The organism is Exiguobacterium sp. CH10, from assembly GCF_018617635.1.
Lineage (GTDB): Bacteria > Bacillota > Bacilli > Exiguobacteriales > Exiguobacteriaceae > Exiguobacterium > Exiguobacterium aestuarii_A.
On sequence record NZ_JACSKO010000001.1, the window covers coordinates 736,231 to 753,057 of the forward strand.

15 protein-coding genes and 1 riboswitch are annotated in these 16,827 nt (G+C 50.6%); of the genes, 3 read left to right on the forward strand and 12 right to left on the reverse strand.

Translation table 11 applies throughout. From position 1 onward, the window contains the following. Positions 1 to 31 precede the first annotated feature (31 nt). The 3 genes from gatB to gatC are packed head-to-tail and all read right to left on the reverse strand — an operon-like array spanning position 32 to position 3,219. Positions 32 to 1,462 (reverse strand): Asp-tRNA(Asn)/Glu-tRNA(Gln) amidotransferase subunit GatB, encoded by a 1,431-nt coding sequence (gene gatB / locus KNP04_RS03835; RefSeq protein WP_214745758.1) that lies wholly within the window; start codon positions 1,460 to 1,462, stop codon positions 32 to 34. A 12-nt stretch (positions 1,463 to 1,474) separates the two neighbouring features. Then, positions 1,475 to 2,917 (reverse strand): Asp-tRNA(Asn)/Glu-tRNA(Gln) amidotransferase subunit GatA, encoded by a 1,443-nt coding sequence (gatA, locus tag KNP04_RS03840; protein ID WP_214874708.1) that lies wholly within the window; start codon positions 2,915 to 2,917, stop codon positions 1,475 to 1,477. Positions 2,918 to 2,928: 11 nt separating this feature from the next. Further along, the gene (gatC, locus tag KNP04_RS03845; protein ID WP_012727041.1) at positions 2,929 to 3,219 is read right to left on the reverse strand and encodes an Asp-tRNA(Asn)/Glu-tRNA(Gln) amidotransferase subunit GatC; all 291 of its coding nucleotides are present in this window, start codon (positions 3,217 to 3,219) and stop codon (positions 2,929 to 2,931) included. Between the two features lie 216 nt (positions 3,220 to 3,435). Between gatC and KNP04_RS03850 the strand changes: the two genes are divergently transcribed. Next, entirely contained in the window at positions 3,436 to 5,139 is a 1,704-nt protein-coding gene (locus KNP04_RS03850) for a methyl-accepting chemotaxis protein (protein WP_214874709.1), read from the forward strand. Positions 5,140 to 5,179: 40 nt separating this feature from the next. Here KNP04_RS03850 and KNP04_RS03855 read toward each other — a convergent pair whose 3' ends face one another. The 3 genes from KNP04_RS03855 to KNP04_RS03865 all read right to left on the reverse strand — a co-directional run bounded on the left by KNP04_RS03855 (position 5,180) and on the right by KNP04_RS03865 (position 8,033). Continuing rightward, positions 5,180 to 6,541 (reverse strand): alanine/glycine:cation symporter family protein, encoded by a 1,362-nt coding sequence (locus KNP04_RS03855; RefSeq protein ID WP_214761634.1) that lies wholly within the window; start codon positions 6,539 to 6,541, stop codon positions 5,180 to 5,182. A gap of 238 nt (positions 6,542 to 6,779) precedes the next feature. Then, complete coding sequence (bcp, locus tag KNP04_RS03860) at positions 6,780 to 7,217, reverse strand: thioredoxin-dependent thiol peroxidase (RefSeq protein ID WP_214874710.1); 438 nt, start codon at positions 7,215 to 7,217, stop codon at positions 6,780 to 6,782. Between the two features lie 12 nt (positions 7,218 to 7,229). Continuing rightward, complete coding sequence (locus KNP04_RS03865; RefSeq protein ID WP_214874711.1) at positions 7,230 to 8,033, reverse strand: hypothetical protein; 804 nt, start codon at positions 8,031 to 8,033, stop codon at positions 7,230 to 7,232. Between the two features lie 171 nt (positions 8,034 to 8,204). Between KNP04_RS03865 and pruA the strand changes: the two genes are divergently transcribed. After that, entirely contained in the window at positions 8,205 to 9,749 is a 1,545-nt protein-coding gene (pruA, locus tag KNP04_RS03870; RefSeq protein ID WP_214786014.1) for an L-glutamate gamma-semialdehyde dehydrogenase, read from the forward strand. A gap of 39 nt (positions 9,750 to 9,788) precedes the next feature. Here pruA and KNP04_RS03875 read toward each other — a convergent pair whose 3' ends face one another. The 6 genes from KNP04_RS03875 to KNP04_RS03900 all read right to left on the reverse strand — a co-directional run bounded on the left by KNP04_RS03875 (position 9,789) and on the right by KNP04_RS03900 (position 15,690). Further along, positions 9,789 to 11,024 (reverse strand): GAF and HD-GYP domain-containing protein, encoded by a 1,236-nt coding sequence (locus KNP04_RS03875; RefSeq protein ID WP_214874712.1) that lies wholly within the window; start codon positions 11,022 to 11,024, stop codon positions 9,789 to 9,791. A gap of 126 nt (positions 11,025 to 11,150) precedes the next feature. Next, on the reverse strand, positions 11,151 to 11,615 hold the full coding sequence (ribH, locus tag KNP04_RS03880; protein ID WP_214745735.1) for a 6,7-dimethyl-8-ribityllumazine synthase: 465 nt from the start codon (positions 11,613 to 11,615) through the stop codon (positions 11,151 to 11,153). A 5-nt stretch (positions 11,616 to 11,620) separates the two neighbouring features. After that, a complete protein-coding gene (gene ribA / locus KNP04_RS03885) occupies positions 11,621 to 12,796 on the reverse strand; it encodes a GTP cyclohydrolase II (RefSeq protein ID WP_214874713.1) in 1,176 nt (391 codons plus the stop codon). Next, the gene (gene ribE / locus KNP04_RS03890; RefSeq protein ID WP_214874714.1) at positions 12,796 to 13,437 is read right to left on the reverse strand and encodes a riboflavin synthase; all 642 of its coding nucleotides are present in this window, start codon (positions 13,435 to 13,437) and stop codon (positions 12,796 to 12,798) included. The genes ribA and ribE overlap by 1 nt, the downstream gene beginning before the upstream one ends. Then, complete coding sequence (gene ribD, locus KNP04_RS03895; protein ID WP_214874715.1) at positions 13,437 to 14,501, reverse strand: bifunctional diaminohydroxyphosphoribosylaminopyrimidine deaminase/5-amino-6-(5-phosphoribosylamino)uracil reductase RibD; 1,065 nt, start codon at positions 14,499 to 14,501, stop codon at positions 13,437 to 13,439. The genes ribE and ribD overlap by 1 nt, the downstream gene beginning before the upstream one ends. A gap of 154 nt (positions 14,502 to 14,655) precedes the next feature. Further along, a riboswitch (FMN riboswitch) is annotated at positions 14,656 to 14,797 on the reverse strand. Positions 14,798 to 14,877: 80 nt separating this feature from the next. Further along, entirely contained in the window at positions 14,878 to 15,690 is an 813-nt protein-coding gene (locus KNP04_RS03900) for an undecaprenyl-diphosphate phosphatase (protein WP_214874716.1), read from the reverse strand. 453 nt (positions 15,691 to 16,143) lie between these two features. Here KNP04_RS03900 and KNP04_RS03905 point away from each other — a divergent pair, with 453 nt between their 5' ends. Beyond that, positions 16,144 to 16,785, forward strand: a complete 642-nt coding sequence (locus KNP04_RS03905; RefSeq protein ID WP_074036465.1) for a homing endonuclease associated repeat-containing protein — start codon at positions 16,144 to 16,146, stop codon at positions 16,783 to 16,785. Positions 16,786 to 16,827 lie beyond the last annotated feature (42 nt).

Genomic DNA, 16,827 nt, shown 5'->3' on the forward strand with positions numbered 1-16,827 from the left:
AAAAGCGAGACACAAGTGTCTCGCCGCCTGCTTAGCGTTTTGCGATCTCTTCGTGGAACAAGCCATCGAGGAGTGCCGGGTTCGCCATCCCTTTCGTCTGTTTCATGATTTGCCCGATGATGAAGCCTTTCGCACGGTCTTTCCCGTTCTTGAAGTCTTCGATCATTTGCGGGTGTGCCTCGAACAATTCGAGGATGTAGCCGCGGAGCAAGTTCTCGTCCGAGATTTGGGCGAGACCGTTCGCTTCGACATACGCTTTCGGCTCTGCGCCCTCTTCCATCATCGCTGTGAAGACACGCTTCGCAATCTTCGATGAAATCGTCCCTTCCGCGATCAAGCGGATGAGTTCTGCGAGTGCTTCTGGCGTCAACTTCATCGTTTCGACCGTTTCATTCGACTTGTTCAAGTGACCGAGTACTTCACCCATGAGCCAGTTCGCTGCTGCCTTCGGTTCAGCTCCAGCCGCTGTCGTCGCTTCGAAGAAGTCCGAGAACTCACGCGTCGACGTGAGGGCTTTCGCGTCGTATGCCGAGAGACCGTATTGGCTCATGTAGCGTTCACGACGTGCTGCCGGCATCTCTGGAATCGTCGCGCGAATGCGCTCTTTCCACGCCTCATCGATTTCGAGACGGACGAGGTCCGGTTCTGGGAAGTAGCGGTAGTCCGCTGCCCCTTCTTTGACACGCATGAGAATCGTCTTTTTCGCTGCCTCATCGTAGCGGAGCGTCTCTTGACGCATGACGCCACCTGAGAGAAGCAATTTGCGATGACGCGTCTCTTCGAAGTCGAGTGCCTTCAAGACGTTCGAGAACGAGTTCAAGTTCTTGAGCTCTGTCTTCGTGCCGAACTTCTCTTGCCCGAATGGACGGACCGAGATGTTACAGTCACAACGAAGCGACCCTTCTTCCATCTTGACGTCCGAGACGCCAGCGAACGAAAGGACTTCTTTCAAACGTTCGAGGTACGCGACCGCATCTTTTGGTGAACGCATATCTGCTTCACTGACAATCTCGATGAGCGGTGAGCCGGTCCGGTTGAAGTCGACGACCGAATGCTTCTCGCCCGTGTGGTTCATCTTCCCAGCATCTTCTTCCAAGTGTACGCGCTCGATGCGGAATCGTTTCATCTCGCCATCGACTTCGACGTCGACGTGGCCGTTTGAACCGATTGGCTTGTCAAACTGCGAGATTTGGTACGCTTTTGGCGTGTCTGGGTAGAAGTAGTTTTTACGGTCAAATTTTGTATCTGTCGCGATCTCACAGTTGAGTGCCATCGCCGCTTTGATGGCGAGGTTGACCGCTTCTTCGTTCAATTTAGGCAAGACGCCCGGGTGTCCGAGACAAATCGGACACGTCTGTGTATTCGTTTCGGCACCGTAAGTGCGTGAGCAGCCACACCAAATCTTCGACTTCGTGCTCAGCTCGGCGTGCACCTCGATCCCGATGATCGTTTCAAAGTTCATCGTACGTCCTCCTTAGAGCTGTGGCATCTTGAAACCGCCGTTTGCTTGTTCAAAAGCATGGGCCACGCGGTAAAGTGTTGATTCATCAAAGTAGTTCCCGATAATTTGAAGACCGACCGGAAGACCTTCTGAAAGACCTGCCGGGACCGAGATCGCCGGGATACCGACCAAGTTGACCGGAATCGTCATGATATCGTTCGCATACATCGTGAGCGGATCGTCGAGCTGTTCGCCGAGTTTGAACGCTGTCGTCGGAGCTGTTGGTCCAACGATGGCATCATACTCTTCGAACACTTTCGCGAAGTCCTGCTTCATGAGGGTACGAACTTGTTGTGCTTTCTTATAGAACGCATCGTAATAACCAGAGCTGAGCGCATATGTCCCAAGCATGATCCGGCGTTTGACCTCGTCACCGAAACCTTGTTCACGCGAATACGTGAACACTTCGTCGAGCGTGTCCGCTTCGGCACGACGTCCGTAACGGATACCGTCGAAACGAGCCAAGTTCGAAGAGGCTTCCGATGAGGCGAGCAAGTAGTAAGCCGAGAGCGCGTACTTCACGGACGGAATCGATACCGTCTCAATCGTCGCACCGAGAGACTTGAGCGTCTCAATCGCTTTTTCAATCTGTTCGCGGACACCAGGCGCGACGCCTTCTGCCATGAACTCTTCTGGGAGGGCGAACTTCATCCCCGTCAAATCTTGGTTGAGCGCTGCCGTATAGTCCGGCACCTCGACCTCGGCTGACGTCGAATCCATGTCACAGTGTCCCGCAATCGTATTCAATAAGTAAGCATTGTCTTCAACGGTACGCGTGAGCGGACCGATTTGGTCAAGTGAAGACGCGAAGGCAACGAGGCCGAAGCGTGAGACGAGACCGTATGTCGGTTTCATCCCGACGACACCGCAATACGCGGCTGGTTGACGAATCGAACCACCCGTATCCGAACCGAGGCTAAAGAGGACTTGTCCAGCTGCGACCGATGCCGCTGAACCGCCTGAAGAACCTCCTGGTACACGTGTCGGGTCCCATGGGTTACGGACCGGTTTGAACGCCGAGTTCTCGTTCGATGAACCCATTGCAAACTCGTCCATGTTCAACTTCCCGATTGTGACGGCACCAGCGTCATGAAGACGCTCGACGACTGTCGCATCGTGGGCCGGGACGAAGTTCTCGAGGAACGTCGAGGCACATGTTGTGCGCATCCCTTTTGTGACGATGTTGTCTTTCACACCGATTGGCATCCCGAAGAGCGGGTCGTCTGATATTTTGGCGAGCTCGTCCATGCGTTTCGCTTGCTCGAACGCATCTTCATTGAGTGTCAAAAACGCACCAATTTTGTCATCTGTCGCTTCGATGCGGTCGAACGACTCTTTGACGAGGTCCGTGACCGTGACTTCGCCTTCTTTTAATAGCGTGTGCAACTTCGCTACACCGTGGTCAAATAAACTCATGAAAGGCCTCCTTACTCAAAGACCGCAGGGACACGGACTTGGCCGTTCTCCCAGTCAGGTGCCATCCGTTCGACTTCCTCACGTGGAAGCGATGGACGAACCTCGTCTTTGCGTAGTACGTTTTTCAAATCTAGGGCATGGGTCGTCGGTTCGACGCCCGTTGTATCCAGCTCATCGAGTTGCTCGGCAAACTCGAGAATTTTTGTCAATTGCTCCGTGAAGTGCGTCACTTCTTCATCCGTGATCGCAAGTCGGGCAAGTCCGGCGACGTGCCGAACTTCAGCTTCTGTAATACGAGCCAAAATTCCCACCTCCAACAGTTTTCAATACATCGTTCATTATCATACCACTTTTTCATAAGACAAAAAAGGAAATCTATCTCGTTCTAAATTGTCTCATTTTTATCAAACTAGGGGAATCCTCCCCGAATATTGACCCTCTTTCAAAATCAGCTATACGGTCGGCAGCAGATTCTGATTATGCTTATGTATAGAAACGATTCATTAAGGAGGAATCATATGTCAATCCGAAATAAACTGATCACCGCTTTCAGCATCATGTTCGTTTTACTTCTCGGTGTAAGCGGTTACTCTTGGTATGCCTTGAACGCCTCAAAAGCGGCTCAAGAAGATATGACCGTCTCCTGGGTACCGGGGATGGACCAAATCCATCAAGTCGATAAACAATTGCTCGAAATTCGACGCCACCTCATTCGTCACGCTCTCGTCGACGATGCGGTGACGAAACAAAATATCGAGCGGGACATTCAAGCGTCCGTTGCGATTTTAGAACAGCGGATGGATGGCTATGAAGCGACGATTATTATGGAAGAGGACCAACAACTTTTTGATGAAGCCAGTGCGAACTGGAACGACTTCCAGACCGTCATGACCGAACTCATCCGGATTTCAAATGAAGAAGGTGAAGGAGCTGCGGAAGAATATATTCGTGATACGGCTACCGAAAGCGCGGATACCCTTTCGAACGCTCTCGGTCTTCTCGTCAACTTGAACCGTGAAGAAATTCAAACGGACACAGCTGCTGCGGCTAAGATGTTTGAACAGGTTCAGCTGACACTTCTCATCGTTCTCGGGGTCGCTGCTGTCATGACGGTTCTCATGATGCTCTTCATCTTCCGTTCGATCTTTGAACCACTCAAAGAGTTCAAGACGAAGATGCACGAACTCGCAACGAGCGAAGGCGATTTGACGACGTCGATTCCCGTGAAACGTCGTGACGAGTTCGCAGGACTTGCCCGCGACTTCAATCAGTTCATCGCCAACTTGCGTCAGTTGATTTTGCAAGTGAACGATGTGACAACAGGCGTGACGAAACAATCAACCCATATGTATGACGAATTGAAAGAACTCGATACGTATATGACGACGACTGCGGCTACGACCGAAGACTTGACCGCCGGCATGCAACAGACGGCCGCGAGCGCGCAAGAGATGAACGCGTCTGCATCGGATATGGAACGGACGATTCATCATATCGTGACAATGGCTGATGAGCGAAAAGTCGAAGCCAAACAGATTGATGAACGCGCCCTCTCTCTGAAGTCGCATGCGGTGGAAGCGAAGGAGAACGCCATCAGCGTTCTGCAATCGACACGCACGAACTTAGAGAAAGCGATGCAAGATGCCAAAGCCGTCCGTGAAATTGCAACCCTCACGAACGATATTCTCGACATCGCTGCTCAAACGAACCTTCTTTCCCTCAATGCTTCCATTGAGGCAGCGCGTGCCGGTGAGGCCGGTCGTGGATTCGCCGTGGTCGCTGACGAGATTCGAAAACTCGCCGAGACGAGCCGGGCGACCGTAGAACGCATCCAGGCCATCTCGACGACGGTCCTCCATTCGGTTGATCATTTGAATGAGAGCTCAGGTCAGATGCTTCACTTCCTCGATACGAACGTGTTGAAAGACTATGATCAACTCGAGGAAGCAGCCGGCCAATATAGCGAGGACGCGGGACGTTTCGAGACGACGGCGACCGAGTTTGCCGCTGCTGCGGGTGAGCTTGAACTATTGACGTCGAACATGATCGGTGTCATTCAAGACGTGGCAACGACCGTCAACAATGGGGCGCTTGGGACTCAGGAGATTGCTGAAAAAGTGACGATGTCCGTCGATCGCTTCGCTGAATTGAACCGAGCGACCGAACAATCGCAACAAAAGATGGAAGAACTCGATTCGTTGATTCGACAATTCAAGGTATGACTAAAACCCGCCGACACGTGATGTTCGGCGGGTTTTCTCATCAAGCGGCAGATTGCGCCACTTCTTTTTTACGTTCGAGTTCGAATCGTTTTGTCTCGGCGACGACGACACCTGAAAGGAACAAGAGCCCAATCAAGTTCGGAATCGCCATGAGACCGTTGAACACATCCGAGATGGACCAAATCAAATTCAAGTTCGTCGTCATCGCACCAAGTCCTGCGACTAAAATATAGAGGACACGATACGGGACGATCACTTTTTCCCCAAGTAAATAGTATGCGGAACGTTCCCCGTAATAACACCAGCCAAGGACGGTCGAATAGGCGAAGAAGACGAGTGAGACGGTCACGATGATTTCACCAATCGGTCCTAAGAAATAGGCAAATGACGCTTGCGTCAAGGCAATCCCTTCGAGTCCTTCCGTATATTGACCACCCATGACAATCGTGAGTCCGGTAATCGAACAGACGATGAGTGTATCAATCAACACCTGTGTCATCGAGACGAGCGCTTGTCGTCCCGGGAAGTCGGTTTTCGCTGCCGCGGCCGCAATCGGTGCAGATCCAAGTCCTGCCTCGTTAGAGAACACACCGCGCGCGACCCCGTAGCGAATCGCAGCACCTAACGCACCTCCACCGATGGCTTCGGCACTGAATGTGCTCGAGAACATCGTCGATAAGGCACCCGGTACCAATTCAAAGTTCATGATGAGAATCACGAGCCCGCTTCCGACATAAGCAAAAATCATGAACGGGACGAAGATCCCGACGACTTTTCCGATCGATTTGACACCACCTAAAATGACAAACGCCGTCACCGCCATCATGACGATTCCTGTCACAACCATTGGGACGTTGAACGAATTGTTCAAAGCGAGACTGATTGAGTTCGTCTGTACCCCGTTCCCAATCCCAAAGGCTGCGACTGATGCGAATAAGGCAAACAACATGCCGAGCCACTTTTTCTTTAGCCCGTGTTCTAAGTAATACATCGGTCCCCCGGCAATTTCACCTCGTTCATCGACGACACGATATTTGACCGCCAGGATGGCCTCCGCATATTTCGTCGCCATTCCGACAAAACCGGATAACCACATCCAAACGACTGCGCCCGGTCCCCCGAGGACGATTGCCGTCGCGACACCGACCATGTTTCCGGTACCGACCGTGGCCGCCAATGCCGTCATCAATGCTTGGAAATGCGAGATGTCCCCACGTTGTTTCTTCTTCGGTTTCTCATTCTTTGGAATAAAGGCCTCTTTCAAGCCGACACCAAGCCTCGTCACTTGAATAAAGCCGAGACGGACGGTCAGGAAGATTCCAGTCCCGACAAGTAAGATTAATAAATGTGGCCCCCACACGAGATTTGATAAACTCGACAGCCAACTTTCAATTTGATTCACTGTGTTGCTCTCCTCCTACGTTCTTGATTTGAGCGCTCTCCCTATATTTTTCAGAACATTCACAATCGAGTCAAGGTACGCCACCTAAAGAAAGCGTTTTCATAACGTTATATAATTGTAATATTTTCCCTAAACCCTTGTTCTTAAGAGCTTCTTAAAATTTATTTCGAAATATGTTTGTAATATATTTAAGAATAAATAAGCACCGATTTCAAATGAAATCGATGCTTGATTCTCGTTACGAACGGATGGCAGACACGACCTCTTCAACGTGTCCCTTCACTTTGACGTTACGCCACTCTTCTTGAATATAGCCGTCTTCATTGATCAGGAACGTCGAACGGACGATGCCGTAGTACTCTTTCCCGTAATTTTTCTTCAGTTGCCAAACACCGTACAATTCAGACACTTCATGATTCTCATCGACGAGCAAGTCGAACGGCAACTCATTCTTCGCGATAAAGTTCTGGTGCTTCTTCTGACTGTCCGCTGAAATCCCGATGACGACCGCGCCTTCCATCTTCGGCATCGCATCACGAAAATCACACGCTTCCGTCGTGCAACCCGGTGTCGAGTCACGAGGATAAAAATACAAAACGACTTTCTTGCCTAAATAGTCTTTCAGTGAGACCGTCTCTCCATTTTGGTTCGGTAATGAAAATGTAGGTGCGAGCATCTGTTTTCCTCCTTAACCGAACGACGGATCGACGAGTTGTTCGTCAAAACCATCGATCGCTTCCTCTAATTTTGTCTTTAATGGATCGAGTACTTCGATATACTCGATTGGATCTTCAGTGGCAGCCGCTTTTTGAAGCGTCTCTTCATTGTCGGTATACCACGTCTCATATGCTTTAAAATAATCGGCCATGATCGCTTGGTTCTCTTCGACCGTCAACGTCTCCGCCATCAAAAGAAAGACGTTATTGTCCGCCTCGAGTGCCGTATAGTCGGTCTGGGCGTTGACTCGGTCGTAGATCGGTCCTGCCTCATCTTCCGGAACCTCTGCAAGACGAGCGTTCGCTTCTGCGTTGACCCCATATTCGTTGGCCTGTATCCCGATGAGGAGCTCTCCGACTTCGGCGATGACATCCTCTGGTAACGCAGTCGGCGTGATGACGAGCGACCAGTCGTCGCCTTCTTTCACAGCGACTTTACTGAGTCGGTTCGGGAGCGGATTGCCGTCTTGGTCGACCATTTCATGAACGAGAAACGCCACGTCTTCGTCCTCGTTGACCCAACTCTCATAGATGTCACCCGGGGCAAGCTGACGCGTGACGGCACCGGTCGCCGGAATGTCAGTCAAGCGACCCGCGTAGTCGATGGCTGCGAGCGCCTCGGCATCGCCCGATTCGAGCGCCGTTTGATAGTCCGCATACACTTCCGTGACAGCGTCTGGCAATGCGCGTTTCGTTTCTTCTATAACCGTCTCTTCGTCGTTCCCACATGCCCCGAGCGTGAAGACGAGGAGGAGCGGAATGAGCCATTTTCTCATGTTGTTCGTCCTTTCTAAAGCCGTGTTCTCCCCCATCCTACCATGTCTCGAATCGTCGCTCCAATCGCATGTGTTTCTGGAAAATTGTTTCACTAGGATTTCTACGATAATTTCGATACAATACAGACGTAAGCGCTTTAACGCTCAACATCACTTTAAGGGGGAACGAGAATGATTCCATACAAACATGAACCATTCACAGACTTTACACAAAAAGAGAATGCCGATGCGATCCAAGCGGCAATCGAGAAAGTGAACGGTGAGCTCGGGAAAGACTATCCGCTCGTAATCGGTGGGGAAAAGGTTACGACGGAAGGTAAAATCACGTCTTACAACCCAGCGAACAAAGAAGAAGTGATTGGTCGCGTCTCAAAAGCAAACCAAGAGCTCGCAGAACGTGCGATGCAAGAAGCACTCACAGCATTTGACTCATGGCGCCACGTCGATCCAGCCGTCCGCGCAGACGTCTTGTTCAAAGCAGCGAACATCGTCCGCAAACGCAAGCATGAGTTCTCAGCTTATCTCGTCAAAGAAGCTGGTAAGCCATGGAACGAAGCAGATGCGGATACAGCAGAAGCGATCGACTTCATGGAATACTATGCACGTCAGATGCTCGAACTCAAACCTGGTAAGAAAGTCGAGAGCCGTCCAGGCGAATACAACCGTTATGACTACATCCCACTCGGGGTCGGGATCGTCATTAGCCCATGGAACTTCCCGTTCGCAATCATGGCCGGTACAGCTGTTGCGGCAATCGTTGCCGGTAACACGATTCTCTTGAAGCCAGCTTCAACGACACCAATCGTTGCTGCAAAATTCGTCGAAGTGATGGAAGAAGCAGGTCTTCCAAAAGGTGTCCTCAACTTCATCCCAGGACCTGGCGCAGAAGTTGGAGACTACCTCGTCGACCATCCGAAGACTCGTTTCATCAGCTTCACAGGATCGCGTGATGTGGGACTCCGCATCAACGAACGTGCTTCTAAATTGAACGAAGGTCAAATCTGGCTCAAACGCGTCATCGCAGAGATGGGCGGAAAAGATACAATCGTCGTCGACGAGTCAGCGGATCTCGAACTCGCAGCACAATCGATCGTCAAATCGGCATTCGGTTTCTCAGGTCAGAAATGTTCAGCTTGTTCACGTGCCGTCATCGTCGACAGCGTTTATGATACGGTACTTGACCGCGTCGTCGAACTCACGAACGAACTCTCTGTCGGAAACACAGAGAAGAACGAACACTTCATGGGACCGGTCATCGACGCAGCAGCCTTCAAGAAAATCACATCGTACTTCGATGTGGCAAAAGAAGAAGGACGCATCGTCGCAGGTGGAAACGCTGATGATTCAACAGGCTACTTCATCGAGCCGACGGTTGTCGCAGACGTCGACCCGAAAGCACGTCTCATGCAAGAAGAGATCTTTGGACCAGTCGTCGCCTTCACAAAAGCGAAAGACTTCAAAGAAGCGATCGACATCGCGAACAACACAGAATACGGCTTGACAGGTGCAGTGCTCACGCGTGACCGCGCAAACCAAGAATTCGCTCGCCAAAACTTCCACGTTGGTAACCTTTACTTCAACCGTGGTTGCACAGGCGCAATCGTCGGCTACCAGCCGTTCGGTGGATTCAACATGTCAGGAACGGATTCAAAAGCAGGTGGACCGGATTACATCCAACTCCACATGCAAGCGAAGACAACATCTGAGACATTCTAATCAACAAGGAGACGTTCCCTCGGGGGAGCGTCTCCTTTATTAGTGTGCTTTGAAAGTCTGATCGAACATGATGGCGATCTCTTCTTGATGGAGCAGGAACAGGTCAAATAGCGTCGGATCGAACGCCCCGTTCATGTCTTTCATCGCGACAATCGTATCGTCATGCGAGAAGGCAGGTTTATACGGGCGTACCGTCCGTAAGGCGTCATAGACGTCGATGATGGTAACGATTCGGGCAGCGAGTGGAATCTCTTCTCCCTTCAACCCTTTAACATATCCCGTCCCGTCCCAACGTTCGTGATGATAGAGCGCAATCTGATAGGCCATCTGGATAAAGTAGTTTTGAGGAAACTGGGTTTGTAAATCCTTCAACACTTCACCCCCGACGCGCACATGATCTTTCATGAAGACCCATTCTTGGTCGGATAACTTATTCGCCTTCAATAAGATTGAATCCGGTACAGAAATCTTCCCGATATCATGAAGCGGTGCCGCAAGTCGAATCCCTTCGATGAAGAGTGGCGACACGTCCGGGTGATGATGGTCATATAAAATCGTCGCAAACAGCGTCGACAAATCTTGTACCCGCTCGATATGGTTCCCCGTCTCATTGTTACGTAGTGCGGACAGTCGTAACAACGTCCGGACGAGCCCCTCTTGATAATCGATCATTTCTTTTTCCCGCTCTGCGAGGATACGCTGTGCTTCTTCCCGTCCCGCCTCGATTCGGTGCCGTTCGACCGCACCGAGAAGGGCATTACTGAAATCTTGCAGTGCCTGTTGTTCGTATTCCGTGTACGTTCGCTCCGAGACGACGGAATCAAATCCGACGAACCCTTGGCACGTCTTGCCTTGCATCATCGGGACCGCCAGCAAGCTTTGAATCGACTGCGGTTCGAGAATCCCGCGGACGACACTAGTTTCTGGTAAATCTGCCACGCGTGGAATGTACATCGTCTCGCCTGCCACGTGAGTGTTGACCCACTCGGGCAACACATCGATCGGCACGTCTTGAAGATTGTCCATCTCGGCGGTGATGCCCTCGGCGCACCACTCGAACGTGTTATGACAGACCTGATTCGTGAAATCGTAATCGAAGACATAGACGCGGTCGACCGCGAAATAATGTCCAAGTTCGGCTAGCGACTGGTCAACCCGCTTTTTGAAATCCGCAATCTCTGTTGTTAAAAAGCGATTGAGGAGTGACGAAAGCAGGTGATGGAGTCGCTCTTGTTGTTGTAACTGTAACGTCAATGATTCATGCGAAGTTGCCATGTGCCAAACCTCCCTTTTGCCTGGAATATATGCAATCGTTCCATGAGTTTATTTTACCCAATTTTCAGTCTTTTTACCCTGCTTATCCCAATTGAAAAACCGGGCGACGATGCACCCGGTTCTTCATCAAACTTGCTTCAATAAATTCGCCATTTCAATGGCTGACGTTGCTGCTTCCCAGCCTTTATTTCCTGCTTTCGTACCAGCCCGTTCAATCGCCTGCTCGATCGTCTCCGTCGTCAATACGCCAAAAATGACCGGGACCTCCGATTGATAGCTCGCCTGTGCGATTCCTTTCGCAGCTTCATTGCACACATAATCAAAGTGTGGCGTCGCACCACGGATGACGGCCCCTAGTGTGATGACCGCATCATATTTTTGACTCATCGCCATTTTTTTCGCAACGAGTGGGAGCTCAAACGCACCCGGGACAAATGCAAGTGACACGTCTTCTTCTTTCACCCCATGACGCTTCAACGCATCTTTCGCACCGTCTAGAAGACGCATCGTAATCAAGTCGTTGAATCGACCGACGACGATTCCAATCTTTAAGCCTTCTCCTACTAAATTACCTTCAAATGTATATGTCATCTCATTCATCCTCCAATATGGTTCATTTTGAGTTGTTTCGTCATGCGATAAGATTCGTTTGCTTCGTGCTCCCCAACATGAAGCGGGACACGTTCGACAACGGTGATGCCACACGATTCAAGGGCATCGACTTTTTCAGGGTTGTTCGTCATGAGTCGTACTCGGGTCACCCCGAGGTCGCGGAGCATCGCCGCACTGACACGATAGTCACGCATGTCAGGATGGAATCCGAGTGCCTCGTTCGCCTCGACCGTATCTAACCCTTCCTCTTGTAAGGCGTATGCTTTCAGTTTGTTCACGAGTCCGATCCCTCGACCTTCCTGACGCATATAAAGGACGATGCCCGACTCCCGTTCGATTCTCTCGATGGCGGTATCAAGTTGCGGGCCACAGTCACATCGGAACGACCCGAAGACGTCTCCCGTCAAACATTCCGAATGAATCCGAACGAGCGGGACGTCTGTAATCGTCTCGGTCACGAGTGCCACATGCTCTTGTCGGTCGAATCGATTCTTGTATCCGATCATCCGAAACGTTCCTTTCGATGAAGGGAGTGATACGTCCGCTTCACGCGTGACAAGGCTCGTTTCTATATACCGAACCAATGCTTCGATTGTAATGAACGCCAAATCATGACGTTTTGCGACTTCAACCAAGTCCGGGACGCGCGCCATTTCTCCGTCTTCACGAATGATTTCACAGATGACGGCTACCGGCTCACTGTCTGCAAGTCGTGCCAAATCAACAGATGCTTCCGTGTGACCACGGCGTACCGAGACCCCTCCTTTTTTGGCGATGAGCGGGAAGAGATGTCCCGGGCGTTGAAAGTCAGATGGGCGTGATGACGGGTTCGCTAATTCACGAACGGTATGGGAGCGCTCGCTCGCCGATATGCCTGTCGTCGAATCGATATGATCGACACTGACCGTGAACGCCGTACCATGTGGGTCCGTGCTATTCGTCACCATTGGTGCGAGCTCAAGGCGTGCCGCTACTTCTTCGGCGATGGCCGCACAAACAAGTCCTTTCCCTTCTGTGATTAAAAAGTTCATCGTCTCGGGTGTCATTTTGTCACCGAGCACGACAAAATCACCTTCATTCTCACGATTCTCGTCATCGACGACGATGATGGGACGTCCGCGTCTTAATTCCTCAATGGCCCGTTCAATCGAATCAAACATTACCATCCCGCCTTTCCATAACCTTGTGATGCCAAAGATTCGAGTGTCATCTTCGACTGTCCGACTAGTTTTTCCATATATTTTGCCAACAAGTCACATTCCAAATTGACGGTGTCACCGACGTGCTTCGACCCGAGAACGGTCTCACTATACGTGTGCGGAATCAACGACAGCGTAAATCCACGTTCGGATACGTCGAATACGGTCAGACTCGTTCCGTCCACCGAAATCGAGCCTTTTGGCACGATGTATGGGAGAAGCGAAGGGTCGCATTGAATGTCGACATATACGGCATTTGCGAGTGGACGCTTCTTGGTGATGCGCCCGACGCCGTCAACATGTCCGGACACGAAATGCCCGCCGAATCGTCCGTTCGCCGGCATCGCTCGCTCGAGATTGACGCGTGTTCCTGGTTTCACGCCATCTAGGCTGGATGCTTTCAGTGTCTCTGGCATCACATCAACGGCGAATGTCGACGCATCAAATGTTGTGACCGTCAAACAAATCCCATTTACCGAAATGCTGTCGCCGATTTTTACGTCATCGAGCACCTTCGCTCCCGATAGGACGAGTCGTAAGGACCGACCGTTTCGTTTCACCGATTTGACCGAACCGATTTCTTCTACGATTCCTGTAAACATCAGAGCGCCCCCTTTCGAAGGACGACTTTCAAATCAAGTCCAATCGTCTCGACCTGATTAATCTCAAAACGAGAAATCGCATCCAGCGAGCCTTCCTGTTGTGAACGGTAGACACTATTTTTTCCGCCGAACACGCGCGGTGATTGATAGGCGACCCATTCATCTACGTACCCTCCGTCAAGAAGGGACGTGACAAGTGTCGGTCCCGCCTCGATCAATAAACGTCCAACCCCGTTCGCGTAAAGTGTCTCGAGCACGTTTCCGAGCGACGTATAATCGAATAACTCGATTCCCATGGCACGAACCTGTTCCCGTTTCTCTCTGTCGTCTGACGAAGTGAACAAGAGCACTGGGACGTCTTCGGCCGTTCGTGCAAGCGTGCTTGCGAGTGGCAAGCGAAGGTCACGGTCGAGGACGACTCGCTTCGGTTGACGTGTCTCACGGTCTAATCGAACAGTCAGTGCCGGGTCATCCGCAAGCACCGTTCCGATCCCCGTTAAAATCGCATCAGTTTTGGCGCGTAGTTCATGGACGTCACGACGGGCTTCCGGACTTGTCACCCATTGACTCTCACCAGAATCCAAGGAAACTTTTCCATCGAGACTCGTCGCCGTCTTTAAGATGACGTATGGTCGCTTCGTCTCAAGCGCTCGTAAGAACGCTGGATTTAGTGCCCGTGCCTCCTCTTCAAGTAACCCGACTTCCACCTCGACGCCAGCCGATTTGAGACGCATGATCCCTTTCCCGGCAACGAGTGGGTTCGGGTCTTTCATGGCGATGACGACTCGTTTGACTCCGGATTCAACAATCAAGTCGGCACACGGTGGTGTCTTCCCGTGATGCGAGCACGGCTCAAGCGTGACGTAAAGTGTCGCCCCATACGCTGCCGCACCTGCCATCTTGATTGCGTGAACCTCGGCATGCGGTTCGCCCGCCTTGAGATGGGCACCTAGCCCGACGACGCGACCGTATTTGACGAGAACGGCGCCGACGAGCGGGTTCACACCCGTCTGTCCGTCGGCAGATTTCGCCAATTGGATGGCTTGTTGCATGTACTGTTTCATCGTTCTCCCTCCTTTTTTCCGTACAAACAAAAGACCCTAAGGAACGGTCCTTAGGGTCTTGGTGGGAGGGTTTCGTCGTTTTTGGGCAAGCCAAATAAACGTTTTCTTTACAGAAAAGCGTACGACGAATTACAGGTCATGTGGACCTGTTTTTTTGTTCCTTCTCCCATCCAGACTATACTGTCGGCTCTAGAGTCTCACTAGATCCACCGTTCGCACACGTGCGCCCGGGTCACGGACTTAGGGCATGGCCCATCACCGCCGGTTGGGAATTTCACCCGACCCCGAAGGAATATTTGTTTGTACAGATTTACTGTATCGCAATTGTTTTTATTTCGCAAAACAAAAAACGCTACCCGTGAGAGTAGCGCCTCGATTATGCGAGAAAGAGGACGACAAGAAGCCCGACAATCCAGCAATAATATGAGAAATACTTTAATTCGCCTTTTGCCATGATGTGCTGGAACCACTTCAACGAAATTGCAGTCAACGCATAAGAAGCGATGAACGCCAAGATGAGCGGACCGAACAAGTCACGTGTTTCTGGGTTCGTAAATAACGCCGGACCGTCCAAAATCATCGTTCCGAGACTGATTGGAATGAACAAGAAGAATGAAAAGCGAAGTGCTGATTCCTGCTTGATCCCGAGTAACATCGCCATGACGATGGTTGCTCCAGAGCGACTGATCCCTGGGATGAGCGCCACCGCTTGGGCGAGTCCAATCAAGACGGCGTCACGTAACGTGATCCCGCCGTCCCCTTTATTCCCGCGCATGTTTCGAATGAACCAAAGCGCGAGACCTGTGATGATGAGCGTGTAGCCGACCGTCGCGACGCCACCGAGTACTTCTCCAATCCAATCACCAAAAATGACACCGAGCACACCGGCCGGAACCGTTGCGACGAGCAGCAATCCAATAAACTTCACATCGACCATCGTCTCATCTGACCGATCTTTTTTGAATAGGAACGTCCACAAACTGACGATGAGGCGGACGATATCTTTACGATAGACCGTTAAGACCGCGAGGAGCGAAGCAAAATTTACGAAAACTTCAAATGACAATCCCGGCAAGTCGATGTTAAATAACTCTTGGAAGATAACAAGATGTCCACTCGATGAAATCGGGATCGGCTCCGTGAATCCCTGGATTAATCCGAGCAACGTATAAAATAACCAAACTGTCATAATGGTAATCCTCTTTTCTGTTTTTCACTCAATGCGCCTATTTTAGCAGAATTGGACTTTCGTTGACCAGCTGTTAAAAATTTTTTGATGTAATTTCAATATTCGATTGATTAGTCTGAAAATTAAATTTATTATAGAAGGGTACTCATCTGGAGCGAAGGCGATGACCCCATTTCTCCAGTTGGGTACTTTTTTATAAAAATATGACATTTTTGGTTGATTAAAACTTTTTGTTTACATTTATCTCGAAATTCGATTTAATTTGTAATAGAACTGTTACCATTTTTTGAAATGTTTATCTGTGACTTTAGACCTATCCAATTCTTAGAAATTGTTTGATATTTTTCAAAATCACGTTAATAAATCCGAAAAACCATCCGATAGTATGATTGTAGGAGCATTTTTTTCATCTTTGTCGGTTCAGAATTGAGTCCACGGAAGGAGGAACCATCATTGAGTCAAACGCTAACCACTAAATCCCATCACCTGTCCACCGAACAGCAGAGGATGATCCATTGCATCCGCCTTCTCGGGGACTTGTTGAAGGAACGTCCACGCCGCTCTGTCTACCGTCGCTTTGCCATGGAACAGAATTGGCCATCTCCTGAATCTATCATCAGACAGTTCGGGTCATGGGCTGAGGCACTTGCCATCGCAGGCTATGAATGGCATGGAGAAGCAACTGTCGAATTGCCAGACAAAATGCCGAAGTATACACGTGAGGACATTATCGAGACGCTTGCACTTTATTCGCGAGACATGGGCTCGATCATCACCTTGAAGAAGTATCAGCAATGGCGAAAGCTCCATCCGAAGGCACCGAGCCACTATCACATCGTCAAGACGTTCGGTTCGTGGCATGATGCCTGTGCCGAGGCAGGACTTGAGGCGAGTGTCACCTATTCGAAAACAGAATTATCCAACGCGCTACGTGAAGCCATTCAGGAAATGGGCTTTTCCCTCTCGTTCGAAGCATATCGGGAGTGGGCGAAGCGTAACAACAAGCCTTCGACAAAAGCGATCCTGCATCGCTACGGCTCTTGGTCAGCCGCCGTTCACGCGGTGGAATCAGAACTTTATAATACGAACTCATAATCTTTTCATACAAAAGGAGGATCCGCCATTTGGTGGATCCTC